Source organism: Pseudomonas acericola (SeqCode) (assembly GCF_053456465.1).
Map to the genome: position 1 here is coordinate 66,776 of NZ_JBRFJB010000008.1, position 16,363 is coordinate 83,138.

A 16,363-nucleotide genomic window follows, 5' to 3' on the forward strand; every position below is an offset into this window, starting at 1 on the left:
CATATTGGGGCGACTGACGCGTGAAGGAATCCAACTTGAGCGAACTTCTCAACCGCCGCCTGGCTTTGCTCGGCAAGCGCGAACACCTCTCCCTGCTAGAGCAGTGCTTGCACGGCATCGAGCGCGAATGCCTGCGCGTCACCGGCGAAGGCCGCCTGGCACAAACGCCGCACCCCGAAGCCCTGGGCGCCGCGTTGACCCACGAACAGATCACCACCGACTACTCGGAATCGTTGCTCGAGTTCATCACTCCCGCCCTGCCCAACCCGGCCGATACCCTGAGCAGCCTGGACAAGATCCATCGCTTTGCCTACACCAAGCTCGGCAGCGAATACCTGTGGAGCCCCTCGATGCCGTGCCCGCTGCCGGCCGAGGAAGACATTCCAATTGCCTACTACGGCACGTCCAATATCGGACAGCTCAAGTACGTGTACCGCAAAGGCCTGGCCCTGCGTTACGGCAAGACCATGCAGTGCATCGCCGGCATCCACTACAACTTCTCCCTGCCGGAACAGTTGTGGCCGTTGCTCAAGGAGACTGAGGGATTTGTCGGCACCGACCGCGATTACCAGTCCACGGCCTACATCGCACTGATCCGCAATTTCCGCCGCTACAGCTGGCTGCTGATGTACCTGTTTGGTGCTTCGCCGGCCCTGGACGCCGGTTTCCTGCGCGGTCGCTCGCACCAGCTCGAAGTACTCGACGCCGACACCCTGTACCTGCCGTACGCCACCAGCCTGCGCATGAGCGACCTGGGTTACCAGAGCAATGCCCAGGCCGGTCTTACGCCGTGCTACAACGATTTGAACAGCTACACCGACAGCCTGCGTGAAGCGGTAGCAACGCCCTACGCGCCGTACGTCGAAATCGGCACGCACAAGGACGGTGAGTGGGTGCAGCTCAACACCAACATCCTGCAGATCGAAAACGAGTACTACTCCAACATCCGCCCAAAACGTGTGACCTACACCGGCGAGCGGCCGATCCAGGCGCTGATGGCCCGTGGCATCCAGTACATCGAAGTGCGCTGCCTGGACATCAACCCGTTCCTGCCGATGGGCATCGACCTGCCGGAGTCGCGTTTCCTCGACGCCTTCCTGCTGTACTGCGCGCTGAACGACAGCCCGTTGTTCGCCAGCAACGAGTGCGGCAATGCCACGGCCAACTTCCTCAGCGTGGTCAAGGAAGGTCGCCGTCCGGGCCTGCAATTGCAGCGCGACGGCCAGCCTGTGGGCATGAAGGAATGGGCCACCGAGCTACTGGAGAAGATCGCCCCGTTGGCCGCCCTGCTCGATGAGAGCCACGGCATCAACGAACACAGCCAGGCGCTGGACGCCCAGCTGGCGAAGGTCCAGGACCCGTCCCTGACCCCGTCGGCCCAGGTGCTGGCGGCGATGGCCGAGCGTAAACAGAGCTTTGCGCAGTTCTCCCTGCACCAGAGCCAGGTGCATGCCGAGCATTTCCGCAGCGAACCGCTGCCGGCGGCAGAGCAAGCGCACTTTGAAGAACTGGCGCGCAAGTCGCTGGCACAGCAGGCAGAGCTGGAGCAGAACGAAGTGGGTGATTTTGATGTGTTTGTTGGCTCGTACCAGGCCAGCATTCTCGCCATCAGCAACTAAAACAGAACCCGGCCCCTCTGTGGAGCCTGGCTTGTGTGGGAGCTGGCTTGCCTGCGATAGCGGTGGTTCAGTCAACAACTATGTTGAATGTGCCACCGCTATCGCAGGCAAGCCAGCTCCCACATTTACACCTGCGCGCTGAAGATCTGCGTTCACGCGTCTCCTCATAAGCTAATTCGAAAATGTTATTTATTTTCGAGTTCTTAGATCATTTAGTCTCCTCACACGCCGACCCTCGGCCGCCTGATTGAGGAGCTTCCCCTTGAAACTACTGACCCCTCTGCGCCTCCTGGCCGCATTGTCCCTGGCCGGTGCCAGCCTGTTTGCCCAGGCGGCGGATGTGACCATCGCTTACCAGACCACCGTGGACCCGGCCAAAGTCGCCCAGGCCGACGGCGCGTATGAAAAAGCCACCAACGCCAAGATCGACTGGCGCAAATTCGACAATGGCGCCGACATCATCGCCGCCATTGCTTCCGGCGACGTGCAGATCGGCTACCTCGGTTCCAGCCCGCTGACCGCTGCCATCACCCGCAAAGTGCCGGTGGAAACCTTCCTCGTCGCCACCCAGATCGGCGGCGCCGAAGCCCTGGTGGCGCGCAATGGTTCGGGGATCAACGGCCCGCAGGACCTGATCGGCAAGAAAATCGCCGTGCCCTTCGTGTCCACCGGCCACTACAGCCTGTTGGCCGCGCTGAAGCACTGGAACATCGACCCGTCGAAAGTGACCATCCTCAACCTCGCGCCACCGGCGATCATCGCCGCCTGGAAGCGTGGTGACATCGACGCCACCTACGTATGGGACCCCGCCCTGGGCGTGGCCAAGGAAAACGGCAAGGTGCTGATCACCTCCGGCGAACTGGCCAAGTTTGGCGCACCGACCTTCGATGCCTGGATCGTGCGTAAGGACTTCGCCGCCAAGCACCCGGAAATCGTCACAGCTTTTGCCAAAGTCACCCTGGATGCCTACGCCGCCTACCGCAAAGACCCACAAGCGTGGATCGCCGACACAGGCAACGTCGACAAGCTGGTGAAACTCTCCGGCGCCAAGGCCAGCGATATCCCGCTGCTGCTGCAAGGCAACGTCTACCCGCTGGCCGCCGACCAGGTGACCCTGCTGGGCGCGCCGACCACCAAGGCCGTGACCGACACCGCCGCGTTCCTCAAGGAACAAGGCAAGGTCGACGCCGTACTGCCGGACTACGCCCCTTACGTCAGCGCCAAGTTCATTACCAACTGATCAGGAGTTCATCGCGATGGCCTTGCTACAACTGGAGCGCATCAGCGCACAGTACCCAGGCGCCACAGAACCGGTACTGTCTGACATCTCAATCGACCTGGGGCCCCAGCAATTGCTGGTGGCCCTCGGCCCGTCCGGCAGTGGCAAGACTTCGCTGTTGAACCTGATCGCCGGTTTTGTCGAACCCTCTTCCGGGCGCATCACCCTCGACGGCGTGCCGGTCAAAGGCCCCAGCGCCGAACGCGGCGTGGTGTTCCAGGACGACGCCCTGCTGCCCTGGCAGGACGTGCTGGCCAACGTCGGCTTCGGCCTGGAGCTGGCCGGCGTGCCCAAGGCGCAACGTGAAGTGCGCGCCCGGGAAATGCTTGCGCTGGTGGACCTCGCCGGTTTCGACAGCCGTCGCATCTGGCAACTATCCGGTGGCCAGAAACAACGCGTCGGCCTGGCCCGTGCGCTGGCCGCCGACCCACGCGTATTGCTGATGGACGAACCCTTCGGCGCCCTCGATGCGTTCACCCGCGAACAGATGCAGGAGTTGCTGCTGCAAGTCTGGCGGCGCACGGCCAAGCCGGTGTTCCTGATTACCCACGACATCGAAGAGGCGGTCTTCCTCGCCACGGACCTGATCCTCCTTGCGCCCAACCCAGGGCAAATCGTCGAACGCCTGAGCCTGGACTTCGGCCAGCGCTACGCCGCCGGTGAATCGGCGCGGGCGATCAAGTCCGACCCACGCTTTATCGAAACCCGCGAACACGTGCTGGGCAAAGTGTTCTCCCAACGGCAGGTGTCCGCATGAGCAGCTACGAAATCCCCGCCGTCGCTAAGCCAGCGGCACATGCGGTTATCCCCGTGCGCCGCAGCTTGAGCACCCGCTGGATCAGCGTACTGACCCTTATCGCCCTGTTGGCAATCTGGTGGGCCGTGACTGCCACCGGCCTTATCGAGCCGCTGTTCCTGCCGCCGCCGTCCGCCGTGCTGCAAAAGGGCTGGCTGCTGGCGACCACGGGTTATATGGATTCCACCCTGTGGCAGCACCTGGGCGCGAGCCTCAGCCGCATCGGCCTGGGCCTCGGTTTTGCCGTGCTGACCGCCGTACCGGTGGGGATTGCCATCGGTTCCAACCGTATCGCCCGGGGTATTCTCGACCCGTTGATCGAGTTTTACCGGCCGATTCCGCCGCTGGCCTACCTGCCGTTGATCGTGATCTGGTGCGGCATTGGCGAGCTGTCCAAGGTGTTGCTGATCTACCTGGCGATCTTTGCGCCGATCGCCATCGCCACCGCGACCGGCGTGCGTACTGTTGACCCGGCCAAGCTGCGTGCGGCGCAGTCGTTGGGGGCAACTCGCGCCCAGTTGATCCGCCATGTGATTTTGCCGAGCGCCCTGCCCGACATCCTCACCGGCGTGCGCATTGGTTTGGGGGTGGGTTGGTCTACGCTGGTCGCCGCCGAATTGATCGCGGCCACCAGCGGCCTGGGCTTTATGGTGCAGTCGGCGGCGCAGTTCCTGGTCACCGATGTGGTGGTGCTGGGCATCCTGGTCATCGCCCTGATCGCCTTCGCCATGGAAATGGGCTTGCGTGCCCTGCAGCGTAAATTGGTGCCATGGCATGGCCAGGCACATTGAGTGAGAACAGCATGAGCAGCCTGACCGTTACCCCCTTGAGCATCGCCCTCGGCGCCGAAATCAGTGGCGTCGATATCACCCAGCCGCTGAACCTCGAACAGCGCGACGCCATCGAACAGGCGTTGCTCACCCACTCGGTGCTGTTCTTCCGGGGCCAGGTCATCACCCCGCAACAGCAAGCGCGGTTCGCGGCGAATTTCGGCGACCTGCATATCCACCCGATCTACCCCAACGTGCCGGAACAGCCGGAAGTGCTGATCCTCGACACAGCCGTCACCGACGTACGTGACAACGCCGTATGGCACACCGACGTAACCTTCCTGCCCACCCCGGCGCTCGGCGCGGTACTCAGTGCCAAGCTGCTGCCGGCGTTTGGCGGCGATACGTTGTGGGCCAGCGGGATTGCGGCGTATGAAGCGCTGTCAGCGCCACTGAAGCGCTTGCTCGACGGGCTGACGGCGACACACGACTTCACCAAATCCTTCCCGTTGGAGCGCTTTGGCAACAGCGCCGAAGACCTGGCGCGCTGGGAAGAAACCCGCAGGAAGAATCCGCCGTTGTCCCACCCGGTGGTGCGTACGCATCCGGTGAGTGGGCGCAAGTCGTTGTTTGTCAGCGAAGGGTTCACCACCCGGATCAATGAACTTGAACCGGCGGAAAGCGAGGCGATTCTCAAGCTGCTGTTCGCCCACGCGACGCGTCCGGAGTTCACCATTCGCTGGCGCTGGCAGGAAAACGACGTCGCGTTCTGGGACAACCGCGTGACCCAGCATTACGCCGTGGATGATTACCGGCCGCAGCGGCGGGTGATGCACCGGGCGACGATCTTGGGGGATGTGCCGTTCTGAGGATCCGATGGGCGGGCTCGTCGAATCCCCAGGACAGCCGCTATGCTATCAATGATTTCATTGATTGCATGAGGACAGTCCCATGGCCAGCCTTACCATTCGTAATCTAGATGACAGCATCAAGGAGCTCTTGCGCATCGAAGCCGCCCACAACGGGCACTCTATGGAAGAAGAAGCTCGTCTGATTTTGCGCAAGTCCTTGGTAACCGTCGGCAAAAGCCAAGGGCTGGGTAGCAGAATTCATGCGCGTTTTGCACAAGCAGGTGGCCTGGATCTGGACTTACCCGAGCGCAATACCCCCGTGAGGACGGTGGAGTTCGATGAATGATCGTACTCGATACCAATGTCCTGTCTGAATTGATGCGAGCTGCGCCTGCAGAAGCAGTGCTTCGCTGGATTGACAACCAAGCCGCTGAAGAGCTGTTCATCACCGCCATTACGATGTCGGAAATTCTTCACGGCATCGAGCGTTTGCCTGACGGGAAACGCAAGCACAGTCTACAAACTCACGCATTGGCGATGTTCGAAGACGACTTTGCTGACCGCATCCTGCCATTCGATGCAGGCGCGGCACTGCATTACTCGAAGCTAGTGACCACTCGCGAAAAATCTGGGAAACCTGTTGGGTTAGCTGACGCACAGATAGCCGCGATCTGTCGTGCGCGACAAACAAAGCTGGCAACAAGAAACGTTAAAGATTTCGAAGACACCGGGGTAAGTATCATCAACCCGTGGACCGCCTTATGAAGATCAAAGTGTGGAAGCTGGCTTGCCTGCGATAGCGGTGGATCAGGCAACACTTCATCAACTGACCCACCGCCATCGCGGGCAAGCCCGGCTCCCACACTAATCGGGGTGTACCAGCGCTCTTCGCAACGCTATAAATCCAATGTGGGAGCGGGCTTGCTCGCTCCCACATTGACCGAGTACTGCCTGCCGGTTACTCAGCGGTGGATGGCTTTTCCCACAGGTTGATCCCGCCTTCCTGGGCAAACCGGTCGATCTCCGCCAGTTCTTCTGCGCTGAAATGCAGGTTCTTCAACGCCCCAACGTTCTCGATGATCTGCTCTGGCCGGCTGGCACCGATTAGCGCACTGGTCACCCGTGGATCACGCAGCGTCCACGCCAAGGCCAATTGCGCCAGGCTCTGACCACGACGCTGGGCGATTTCGTTCAGCGCGCGCACGTGGGCAATGTTCGCTTCGGACAAGTGCTTGGCCTGCAACGAGCCGCCACCCGGGCGGTTTACCCGCGCGTCGGCCGGTACGCCGTTGAGGTATTTGTCGGTCAGCAAACCCTGGGCCAATGGCGTGAACGCAATCACCCCGGCACCGAGCTCTTCGGTGGTGTCCAGCAGGTCTTTTTCCACCCAGCGGTTGAGCAGGTTGTAGGCCGGCTGATGGATCAGCAGCGGCACTTTCCACTCTTTGAGCAGGGCGGCGATTTCGCGGGTTTTCACGCCGGAGTAGGACGAGATACCGATGTACAACGCCTTGCCCTGTTGCACGGCAGTGGCGAGGGCGCTGGCGGTTTCTTCCAGTGGGGTGTCGGCGTCGAAACGGTGGGAGTAGAAGATGTCCACGTAGTCGACGCCCAGGCGTTGCAGGCTCTGGTCCAGGCTCGCGAGGATGTATTTGCGCGAGCCGCCGCCCTGGCCGTAAGGGCCGGGCCACATGTCCCAACCGGCCTTGCTGGAGATGATCAGCTCATCGCGGTAGTGCTTGAAATCTTCGCGCAGCAAACGGCCGAAATTGATCTCGGCGCTGCCGTACGGCGGGCCGTAGTTGTTGGCCAGGTCGAAGTGGTTGATACCGAGGTCGAACGCGGTGCGCAGCAGGGCGCGCTGGGTGTCGATCGGGGTGCTGTCGCCAAAGTTGTGCCACAGCCCCAGGGACAGTGCAGGCAGCACCAATCCACTGCGGCCTACGCGGCGATACGGGATAGATTCATAGCGGTTTTCGGCAGCAATGTACGTCATCGAATCCTCTCTGGGCTTAGGGCAAATAAGGCCTGGGAATAACCTTATTCCCAGGCCTTTTAACCAGCTGAATCGCTTAAGTCTGCCCTTCCGTTTTACAGCAATTTCCTACCAGAGTGGAACGACGTAGCTGACATAAAAGCGGTTTTCATCCTGCACGGTGGCGCCGGTAATGTCCGGGCTGGCGTGGGCATTTTTCCAGGTCACACCGAGGCCTTTGAGGGTGCCGGTCGGCACTTGATAGGCCACCGCCACGTTGCGCTCCCATTCGCTGGTGGTGCCTTGTGCGGTGCGGATGTCATCGCCGTGGGCATAGGCCGCCGAGAAGGTCAGGCCGGGTACGCCGAGTTTGCCCAAGTCATATTTGTACTGCGCCAGCCAGGTGCGTTCGCCGGCGTGCTGGAATTTGTTCAACTGCATGTTGGTCAGTGCCGGCGTGTCGGCGCCTGAGCCAGGACCCTGGCGGTTGTCGCCGCTGTTCAGGCCGGAGTCGAGGTAGGGGAAATCGCTTTCGCCGCTGTTTTTCTGGATGCCCAGGCCGACGGTGTGGCCGTCCAGGCTGTAGCTCTCCAGCAGGCTGGCGGTGGTCTGGTTGATGCGCCCCTTGTTCACGCCGTCGCCGTAAAGGCCGCTGGCGGCGTAGTCTTTTTCACCGTCGGCGTTGCCGCCTACACCCAGGCTGCGGAACACGCGCACGTCGGTGTCCAGTGCGCCCACCGACAAGGCGTCATGGCGCTTGGCGCCCACGAAGAACTGCTGATAGTAATCCTCAAGGTTCGAATACCACAGGCTCACCGTGGTGTTCTGGATGCCGGTGTAGTCGGCGCCGCCGAACAGGAAGCGATCACTCTCTTTGGTGCCGCCCGCAGTGATCATGCCCTGGTCGCCGGTTTCGTTGCGGATCTTGGTCTTGAAGATATCGCCGCCGGTGAAGGTGAAATCGCTGAGGTCCTTGGACACCAGTTGCACACCGGTATTGGTTTGCTGGTACAGACGGCCGTCGGTGTTGGCCAGCACCGGGTTGTTGCCGTACAGCGTGCCCACGCGCAGCTCATCCTTGGCGAAGCGCATCTTGAACGTCGGGCTGAGCACGCCGAACTGGTCGGCGGATTTGCCGTTGTCCAGCGGGAACATGCTGCCGGGGTAGCGGCTCTGGTGATCCTTGTCGTTGAGGTCGCCACCGGAATCCAGTTTCAAGCCGTAGAACGCCTGCAAGTCGAGGCCAAAACCCACCGGCCCGTCGGTGTAACCGGACTTGAAGTTGAACTCGAAACCCTGGCCCCAATCACGAATGCTGTGGGCCTTGGCGTTGCTGTTCACCACATCGCGCCCCTGCTGGTTGAGATAGCGATTGAGCAGGGTCACGTCGGCGTGGCTGTCATCGATAAAATCGGCATGGGCGGACAGCATAAAGCTCGCCATGGCGGCACCCACCATAGGGCTCAATAACGTCTTCATTGGTACCGGTCTCCGTCACTGTTCTGAAATGAAAGCGTCAAACGCTTCACACAATTAGGCGGTGGACAGATGACAGTTGCGCGTCAAAACCGGCGTGCGACGGATGAAATTAAGTTTAAGAAAGCCCCGTAATTCATGGCCTTGCGCGGTTTTTTGTGGGAGCTGGCTTCACAAACCGGCTATCAGCGCACCAAATGCAAGAACTGCAAATGCCGCTCGTACTGATCAAGGATGTCGTTGATGATCTGCTCCTTGGTGTAGCCCACCAGATCATAGTCCTGGCTACCCTCGGCCAAGTGCACTTCCGCCCGGTAGTAGCGGCGGTTGTTGAGCTCTTTGGAACCCATGCCGCCACGGGCAAACGACGGCGTGAAGTAGCCACGCATCTGCACCTGGTAGATGAACGGATGTTCCTCACCATGGCCGATTTCCAGGCTGACACTGTCGTTGGCCGGGTCGGGCTGCGTCGTCACATTCAGGCCCTTCTCGACAAACACCGCCGTCACTTCTTCAATCGCCGGGCGCACCGTCGATTCAAGGAAACGGTACACCTCATCCCGCGACGGAAAGTGCACGGCCTGGCTCAGGCGCTGGCGCCAACCGCCACGGCCCCTGCGCGAGGCCGAGACCGGCGCCAGCGAATGCAGCTGCGCGATCTGCTTCTGGGATTCGAGGTAGAACGCCTTGTGCAGCCCCCACATCATCAACAGCAAGATCAGCGAGAACGGCAACGAGGTCAGCACCACGGCGGACTTCAGCGAGTCGATGCTGCCGGCAAACAGCAGCGCGCTGGTGACCAGCCCGGTCATCACGCCCCAGAACACCCGCAGCCATTTCGGCCCGTCTTCATCAGCGTTGCCGCCTTTGGACGACAGTGTGGACAGCACCACGGTGCCGGAGTCGGCCGAGGTGACGAAGAACACAAAGCTGATAAACACCGTGACCGCAATCACGGTCTTGCTCCACGGGTAGGTTTCCAGCAGCAGGTAGAGGCTCATCGACGGGTTGTCGATGGCCGACTGGCCAAGCGCGGCCATGCCGTGGTTAAGCACCTGGTCGATGGCGCTGTTGCCGAAAATCGACATCCACGCCAGGGTGAAACCCAGCGGGATCAGGAGCACGCCAAACACGAATTCGCGGATGGTCCGGCCACGGGAAATACGCGCGATAAACAGGCCCACGAACGGCGACCATGCAATCCACCAGGCCCAGTAGAACACCGTCCAACCGCCCAGCCAGTCGCTGGGTTTGTCGTAGGCGTACACGTCGAAACTCTTGGTCGGCAAGGCGCCCAGGTAGTCGCCGAGGTTCTGGATCAGGGTGTTGAGCAAATGCTGGGTGGGCCCGGCGAACAACACAAACAGCAGCAGCGCACAGGCCAGCAGCATGTTGATGTCGGACATCACCCGCACGCCCTTATCGACGCCGGCCACCGCGACAATAATCGCCGCGCCCATCATCAACGTGATCAGGCCGACCTGAATCCACTGTGTATGGGCAATGCCAAACAGGTAGTCCAGGCCCGAGTTGAGGTGCAGCACACCAAAGCCCATGTCGGCGCCCAGGCCGAACACCGTGGCGATGATGCCGAAGCCATCCACCGCGTAGCCGATGGGGCCGTTGATGCGCTTGCCGATCAGCGGGTACAGCGCCGAACGCAACGCCAGCGGCAGGTTATGCCGGTAGGCGAAATACGCCAGGGCCATGCCGACAAACGCGAACACGCCCCAGCCGTGCAGGCCCCAGTGCAGAAACAGGATCTGCATGGCCTGGCGCGCCGCATCGGCGTTCATCGGCGCGCCTTGCGGCGGTTGCACCAGGTGCGTCAGCGGCTCGGAGACGCAGAAGAAAAACAGCGTGATGCTGATCCCGGCGGCGAACAGCATGCCGGCCCAGGACAGGTAACTGAATTCGGGCTCGTCGTGGTCGGCACCGAGTTTTATCTTGCCGTAGCCCGATAACGCGGTGACCACCACGAAGACCAGATACAGGGTCATCGCCAGCATGTAGTACCAGCCGACCGTGTTGGCCGCCCAGTTTTGCGCGGCCAGCAGCCAGGCACCGGCCTGTTGTGGAATCGCGATGACAATCAAGCCGAACAGCAGGATGAAGGTGGCGGCAAAGTAGAAGACCGGCGCATTCATGCGCACCAGGCCGCTGGGTGGGGTGGACGATGCACTCATGAACGATGCACCCCGAGGGTGAGGGATGTGGCTGTAAAAAACGGACTCAGCAAAGGTAAGCCTCCTGTTGTGAGCGGGCAGCGAACCACCGGGTTTAACTTGAACGAGCATTCAAGTTAAACATGGATAGGCGGTTCGGGACTAATCGCAGGGCTGAGCGGTAGACAATTCCTACACTAGCCCAAGGATGGGTATGACGGGTGGCGCTAACAAAACGTTCAGCACAATTTTTTCGGAGTCTTCATACAACGCCGAGCAATATGTGCGGTTTTCCAACAGGCAGGCTCAACACAATCGCAGGACCCAGGCTCCTTCGAAAGGTCATCGCGCCATGTCTGAAACACCGATTCATTTTGACTTCATCCAGCAACGGCTACCGCGCTGGTTGCCAGGCACCTCGCCACAGCGCCTCAAGGCATTGGCGCAGCACTCCCCCGACATCCCCGAGTTACAGCGCCTTGCTCCCGCTGCGGTTCGGCGCTCGGCATTCAAACAAGCACTTGGCAGCCATTGGGCCAGCCAGGATGCGGTGGACAAGCGGCTCGCCACGCTCAACGACCTCAAGGCTTTCGCCGAGCCCTTGCTGAAAAATGCCCTGCGCGACTACGGCAATATCGACGTAATGAGCACCTCGATCCGCCTGTATGCCCCGGCCAAACTGCCGTGGTGGGCGATCAATGTGCGACCGGGGGTCAGCACGCGCACGACCACCCTACTGGAAGCCGCCCTGCACAATTTTTCCTCCGCTGAAACCTTCTCCGATTACGCATTCCTGGCGCCAGCGGATGCGCGGGGGCAGCGCGAGACGCTGGTCTTTGTCCACGCCACGACCGGCCAACCCCTGACCGCTGAAACCTTCAAGACCCTGTGCCGCAATCTGGATCTCGGCGCGCGCTACCGGCATCACCTCGCGATGGCACTGGGCTTCGATAACGCCTCGGTCGCCGTCACCCTGCGGCACACCCTCATCGCCAACCTGAAGGCCGGCCTGAACAGCGCGGCACACATGGCGCGGGCCCGAAAAGACATCGCCGAAGACAGCCACACTCTCATCCAGACCCTGCTGCGAAGGGAAGGCCCGCTGCGACTGGCTGGACAAACCGTCGACTTCTACACCCTCGACCTCCTGGGCACGCGCCTGACCGGCATCCTGATAATCGCCCCCACACAGTTGGACGCGCGGCCCAACCGGATTCTGGTCTACATCCCCGAAGACCCCGCCCACCCCTTGAAGGAATACCCGTCCTCCCAAGCCTTCATCAAAGAACTCACCGGCCAATTGCGCGACAACACACCGCCAGCGGATTCATCACGCCCCAGCTACCAACAGTTTTTCAGCCAGTTCGTGGCCCACACGGAACGCGGGCGTTTCTTCGACCAGCTCAACACACTGCTCGCCACCGTGCGCTGGCATGCCAAAACACCCGGAGACAGCCGCCCCAGCTGGCGCCCAGACCCGGTGGAGGCACCCAACCTGCAATTTCGCACCCAAGCCATCCGCGACGACACGCAAAACCGTATCAATGACCCCGACCAGAACAACCTCTGGCACTACCTCTACCGGGTCAAGCTGAACCAGTTAGTCAACGACGCGCGGGAAATCGCCATCAGCACCGAGTACGCCGACCGCATGGCACGCTGGGCCTGGTGGGACAACCTGGAAAAAATGCTCGCGGATATCTTCAACGCTGCGCTGCTGGTGGCCACGCCATTTGTGCCCGTGCTGGGCGAGTTGATGCTGGCCTACACCGCCTACCAGATGCTGGATGATGTGTTCGAAGGCATCGTCGATTGGACCGAAGGGTTGCAGCGCGAAGGCTGGGAGCACCTGCTGGCGGTGGCCGACAACGTGCTGCAACTCGCGCTGTTCCACGTCGGCAGCGGCATCGCCGAGATCGCCAAGGTGAAGCTGTCGCCGTTTGTCGAACGCCTGCAACCGGTACAAACACCCCTCGGTGAAACGCGCTTATGGAACCCGGACCTCACGCCCTACCAGCAAATCAATCTGCGCTTGCCCCGCGGGCATATGCCCGCAGAAAACGGTCTGCACCAGCATCGGGGCAAACAGATTGCCAAGGTGGAAAACCAGCGCTATGAAGTACGCCAAGACCCCATCACCCAAGCGTTCCACCTCGCCCATCCCAAACGCGCCGACGCCTACCGGCCGCCAGCCATGCTCAACGGCAGCGGCGCTTGCGTGTTTGCCGGCGAACAACCGCGAACCTGGAACAATGGCCGCCTGCTACGGCGCCTGGGGCCGCAGACACACGGCCTCAGCGCCGGTGAGCTGGCGCAGGTGCGGCTGATCAGCGGTGTGGAGTTCGGCGCGCTGCGCCATATGTACCTCACCAACGAGCCGACGCCGCCCTTGCTGGCCGACACACTCAAGCGTTTCAACTGTGACAAACAGATCAGCAACACTGTGGACACGATCCGCACCGGCCTGCCCCTGGACCCGGCGGCCGACTGGTTCGAGCAAATGATCACCGAACTGGACGGCTGGCCCCGCGACAAGGCCTTGCTGGTGTATCCACGCAGTGACTTGAGCGGCGAGCCCCGCCGATATGGCCATGCCAAGGCGCAAGGCCCTGATGCCTTAAGCCTGAGCATCCATGAGGTGATGTCGGGCCGGTTGGCGGAAAAAGTCGTGGCCTTCCTGGATGACCTGCAACTGGCCCGGCTGCTCGGCAGGCAGCTGCCGGCGGAGGAACGCGTACAAGCGCTGCGCGAGCGCCTGGCGGAGTACGTGGAACAGCAGAGCGACACCCTCGCGCGCGACGTCTACGCCCGCCAGGAAACCAGCGACGACCCGCGCATCCAGTTGCTGCGCAGCCATTACCCCGACCTCCCCCTGAGCATCGCCCAGCGCCTGGTGCGTCATACCCGTCGGCGTGATCTGCGGGTGATGGACGAAGCGCACCGCCTGCCGCTGGAGGTGAAAAACCAGGCCCGCGAGCTGGATTTCGAAGCCGCCAGTTCGCGCATGTTCGAGCAGATTTTCTATGGCAAGACTCCGTCGGCGAGCACCGAAAACCTGGCACTCAATACCCTCAGGATCTACTCCGACGGGCTGGCGAATCTGCGCATCGAGGTGCGTGAACGCACCTACTGGGGCGAACTGCGCACCCAAGTCGGTGCCGAGGACGCCGCCGACATCAGGGTCCTGGTGCGCAACCGCAAAGGCCTGTACCGGGTGTTCGACCCCCAGGGCAAACTGATCCACGGCGCCACGGACTTCTACAGCGCAGTATTCCAGGCGCTGCCCGCCGAAAAACCCTTCGCCGACGGCGACAAGCTGCGCACATGGCTGATCGCAAAAAATGCGGCCCCCGCCACACGCCGGCTGGCCCTGAGCGAACCGCCGATCCCCGCTCGGGCGCGCACCGAAACGCTGACGCTGCTGGGCGGCGGCAACAGCAGCAGCCTGCGCGAGGTCGAGGTCACGCCCGTGACACTGCGCGGGCGCGTCAAGCATTGGCTGCCGCAGATGTCCGAGCAAGGCGTGAAGCACTTTGCACTCCACGCCGAAACGCCAGAGGGGCTGGCGCAACTGGAGCATGTGGAGCGTGAAGGCAAAGCCCTTGAGCGCGCGCTGGACGCCTATGTAGGCGCGCCCACCCCGTGGCCTGCGCAAAGCCGCCTGGAAGCCGTCACACGTAGCGTCAGGACGCGGCTGGCAGGCAAACTCAAAGAGGCCTGGCGTGACAGCTACACGAAGCTGCACGACAAATACGGGCCCGCCGATAAAAATGTCGTCCTGGATTTGAGTGAAGTGGAGTGGTCCCACGAACTGCCGATGTTGCCCATCGAGATGACACACGTCACACACCTCTACATGAAGGACTGCGCCTTCACCTCAGAGCACAGCGAATTCCTGCAACGTTTTCCCAACCTCAAAGAGCTTGATCTGTCGAGCAACCATCTGGACAAGCTGCCCGAACCGATTGCCGCGATGCGCCGGCTGCGGGCGATTGATCTGAGTGGCAATCAGATTGTCCTGGATGATGCTGCCGTGGCGCAGTTGCGGCAGTTATCGCGGCTACGCCTGATCTACCTGGCGGAAAACCCGCTGGGCCGGGCGCCAGATATCAGCAAGATGCCTGAACTGGATGAGCTGGATCTGTCTCGCACCGGCATCAGCGACTGGCCGGTCGGGCTGTTTGCGCAGGAACGCGGCGCGCTGTTTCACCTGCACCTTTCAGGCAATCCCATCACCACGATTCCAGCGGTCACCCAGGGCTCTGAAGAGGCATTCATCGTGGTGTATGCGCGACTGGACCGCGCCACCTTGAGCGCAGAAGCCCGGGACCTTTGGGACGAACATAAAATCGCACTCGGGCTTGACCCTTATCGCACCTACCCGCCCAAAGGCGAATCCGACTTCTGGACAGCCGACCTGGACGACGACAACCAAAAGCACTTCGACACTATCTGGGCAGAACTGGAAGACGAACATGGCTCACAAGGCTTTTTCGAAGTCATCAAGAAACTCGAACCCCCGGAGTTTTTCGAAGACCCGGCCGACGAGGTGCGTTATGAACGCAACCGCCAGATCCTGAGATCCCAGGTGCGCTACATGCTGTCGAGCATGCACAACGACGCGCAAGTGCGTCAGGTGTTGTTCCGCCTCTCCAGTTTCCCCGGCCTGTGCCCCGACGCCGGCAGCCAGATCTTCACCGAGATGGGCATCCAGGTCACCGCCCACCAGGCACGGCTTTACAGCCGCACGCCGGCCGAGGGTGAAGACCGTCTCGTCAAGCTGGCCAGGGGTGCCGCGCGCCTCAAACTTTTGAACGACGTGGTCCGCGCCGACATCGCCGACCGCCTCAAACCGCTCGACCAGGGCGGCAAGGGCTTGCGGCTGACCAGCCACGTGGTCGATGGCCAGCCTGGCAGCGTGGACGAAGTGGGCATCTACCTGGCCTATCAGACGCGCCTGTCGAACCGCCTCGAACTGCCTTGGGTCAGTGACAACATGGTGTATCGCGACACTGCCAATGTGCCAAAAGCCTCCATCGCCCGGGCCTACATGGCGGTAGACACCCTGAGCGAGGGCGATGGGCTGGTGAACCAGATGTTGCTGGAGCCGTACTGGGAGGCGTTCCTCAAGGAGCGTTACGCCCAGGACTACCAGGCCAACGAAGAAAGCAACGACCAACAGTTCATCCTGCTCGACCAACTGCAAAGCGAGCAGCAAGCGTATGCCCAGGCTGCTGACGAAGCGCAAAAAGCGCTGCTGCTTGCGTCAATCAAAAGCCTGGTGGAACAGCTGCAAATCGAGGATCGCGTGGTGCCCGACCAGGTCATGTCCGACGTGTTGTACGACCAACTCTTCAACGACCTGGCGGAGCGTCGCAAGGAGTGGCTGCGCGAGCAGACGCGCCTGTCACTGGCGCGGCTGGATGAGTGAC

General features: G+C 61.5%; 11 protein-coding genes. 8 read left to right on the plus strand and 3 right to left on the minus strand.

Features of this window, described 5'->3' with window-relative positions; translation table 11 throughout:
• Positions 1 to 35: 35 nt before the first annotated feature.
• The 7 genes from gshA to ACU688_RS23865 all read left to right on the plus strand — a co-directional run bounded on the left by gshA (position 36) and on the right by ACU688_RS23865 (position 6,080).
• Entirely contained in the window at positions 36 to 1,619 is a 1,584-nt protein-coding gene (gshA, locus tag ACU688_RS23835; RefSeq protein ID WP_448186606.1) for a glutamate--cysteine ligase, read from the plus strand.
• A 262-nt stretch (positions 1,620 to 1,881) separates the two neighbouring features.
• Positions 1,882 to 2,859 (plus strand): taurine ABC transporter substrate-binding protein, encoded by a 978-nt coding sequence (gene tauA, locus ACU688_RS23840; protein ID WP_448186607.1) that lies wholly within the window; start codon positions 1,882 to 1,884, stop codon positions 2,857 to 2,859.
• A 16-nt stretch (positions 2,860 to 2,875) separates the two neighbouring features.
• The gene (gene tauB / locus ACU688_RS23845) at positions 2,876 to 3,655 is read left to right on the plus strand and encodes a taurine ABC transporter ATP-binding subunit (protein WP_124526214.1); all 780 of its coding nucleotides are present in this window, start codon (positions 2,876 to 2,878) and stop codon (positions 3,653 to 3,655) included.
• On the plus strand, positions 3,652 to 4,485 hold the full coding sequence (tauC, locus tag ACU688_RS23850) for a taurine ABC transporter permease TauC (protein WP_448186608.1): 834 nt from the start codon (positions 3,652 to 3,654) through the stop codon (positions 4,483 to 4,485). Before tauB ends, tauC begins: the two co-directional genes overlap by 4 nt.
• 11 nt (positions 4,486 to 4,496) lie before the next feature.
• Positions 4,497 to 5,333, plus strand: coding sequence for a taurine dioxygenase (tauD, locus tag ACU688_RS23855; protein WP_448186609.1), 837 nt, complete (start codon positions 4,497 to 4,499; stop codon positions 5,331 to 5,333).
• Between the two features lie 82 nt (positions 5,334 to 5,415).
• Positions 5,416 to 5,661: a FitA-like ribbon-helix-helix domain-containing protein gene (locus tag ACU688_RS23860; RefSeq protein WP_448186610.1), complete on the plus strand. Its 246-nt coding sequence runs from the start codon at positions 5,416 to 5,418 to the stop codon at positions 5,659 to 5,661.
• A complete protein-coding gene (locus tag ACU688_RS23865) occupies positions 5,658 to 6,080 on the plus strand; it encodes a type II toxin-antitoxin system VapC family toxin (protein ID WP_448186611.1) in 423 nt (140 codons plus the stop codon). The genes ACU688_RS23860 and ACU688_RS23865 overlap by 4 nt, the downstream gene beginning before the upstream one ends.
• A gap of 193 nt (positions 6,081 to 6,273) precedes the next feature.
• Here the strand turns inward: ACU688_RS23865 and mgrA are convergent, their stop codons facing one another.
• From mgrA to betT, 3 genes are all read right to left on the minus strand, one after another.
• Positions 6,274 to 7,311: an L-glyceraldehyde 3-phosphate reductase gene (gene mgrA / locus ACU688_RS23870; protein ID WP_124526217.1), complete on the minus strand. Its 1,038-nt coding sequence runs from the start codon at positions 7,309 to 7,311 to the stop codon at positions 6,274 to 6,276.
• A gap of 108 nt (positions 7,312 to 7,419) precedes the next feature.
• Complete coding sequence (locus ACU688_RS23875) at positions 7,420 to 8,748, minus strand: OprD family outer membrane porin (protein WP_448186691.1); 1,329 nt, start codon at positions 8,746 to 8,748, stop codon at positions 7,420 to 7,422.
• A 203-nt stretch (positions 8,749 to 8,951) separates the two neighbouring features.
• The gene (gene betT / locus ACU688_RS23880; protein ID WP_257782090.1) at positions 8,952 to 10,913 is read right to left on the minus strand and encodes a choline transporter BetT; all 1,962 of its coding nucleotides are present in this window, start codon (positions 10,911 to 10,913) and stop codon (positions 8,952 to 8,954) included.
• Between the two features lie 370 nt (positions 10,914 to 11,283).
• On the opposite strand from betT, the gene ACU688_RS23885 reads away from it, so the two are divergent.
• Positions 11,284 to 16,362, plus strand: coding sequence for a dermonecrotic toxin domain-containing protein (locus ACU688_RS23885; protein WP_448186612.1), 5,079 nt, complete (start codon positions 11,284 to 11,286; stop codon positions 16,360 to 16,362).
• The last annotated feature ends 1 nt before the right edge of the window (position 16,363 follow it).

Coding starts and splice junctions, on each gene's coding strand:
- tauB (WP_124526214.1), top strand. CDS start 2,876: ATGGCCTTGCTACAACTGGAGCGCATCAGCGCACAGTACCCAGGCGCC.
- tauC (WP_448186608.1), top strand. CDS start 3,652: ATGAGCAGCTACGAAATCCCCGCCGTCGCTAAGCCAGCGGCACATGCG.
- tauD (WP_448186609.1), top strand. CDS start 4,497: ATGAGCAGCCTGACCGTTACCCCCTTGAGCATCGCCCTCGGCGCCGAA.
- ACU688_RS23860 (WP_448186610.1), top strand. CDS start 5,416: ATGGCCAGCCTTACCATTCGTAATCTAGATGACAGCATCAAGGAGCTC.
- ACU688_RS23865 (WP_448186611.1), top strand. CDS start 5,658: ATGATCGTACTCGATACCAATGTCCTGTCTGAATTGATGCGAGCTGCG.
- mgrA (WP_124526217.1), bottom strand. CDS start 7,311: ATGACGTACATTGCTGCCGAAAACCGCTATGAATCTATCCCGTATCGC.
- ACU688_RS23875 (WP_448186691.1), bottom strand. CDS start 8,748: ATGGTGGGTGCCGCCATGGCGAGCTTTATGCTGTCCGCCCATGCCGAT.
- betT (WP_257782090.1), bottom strand. CDS start 10,913: ATGAATGCGCCGGTCTTCTACTTTGCCGCCACCTTCATCCTGCTGTTC.
- ACU688_RS23885 (WP_448186612.1), top strand. CDS start 11,284: ATGTCTGAAACACCGATTCATTTTGACTTCATCCAGCAACGGCTACCG.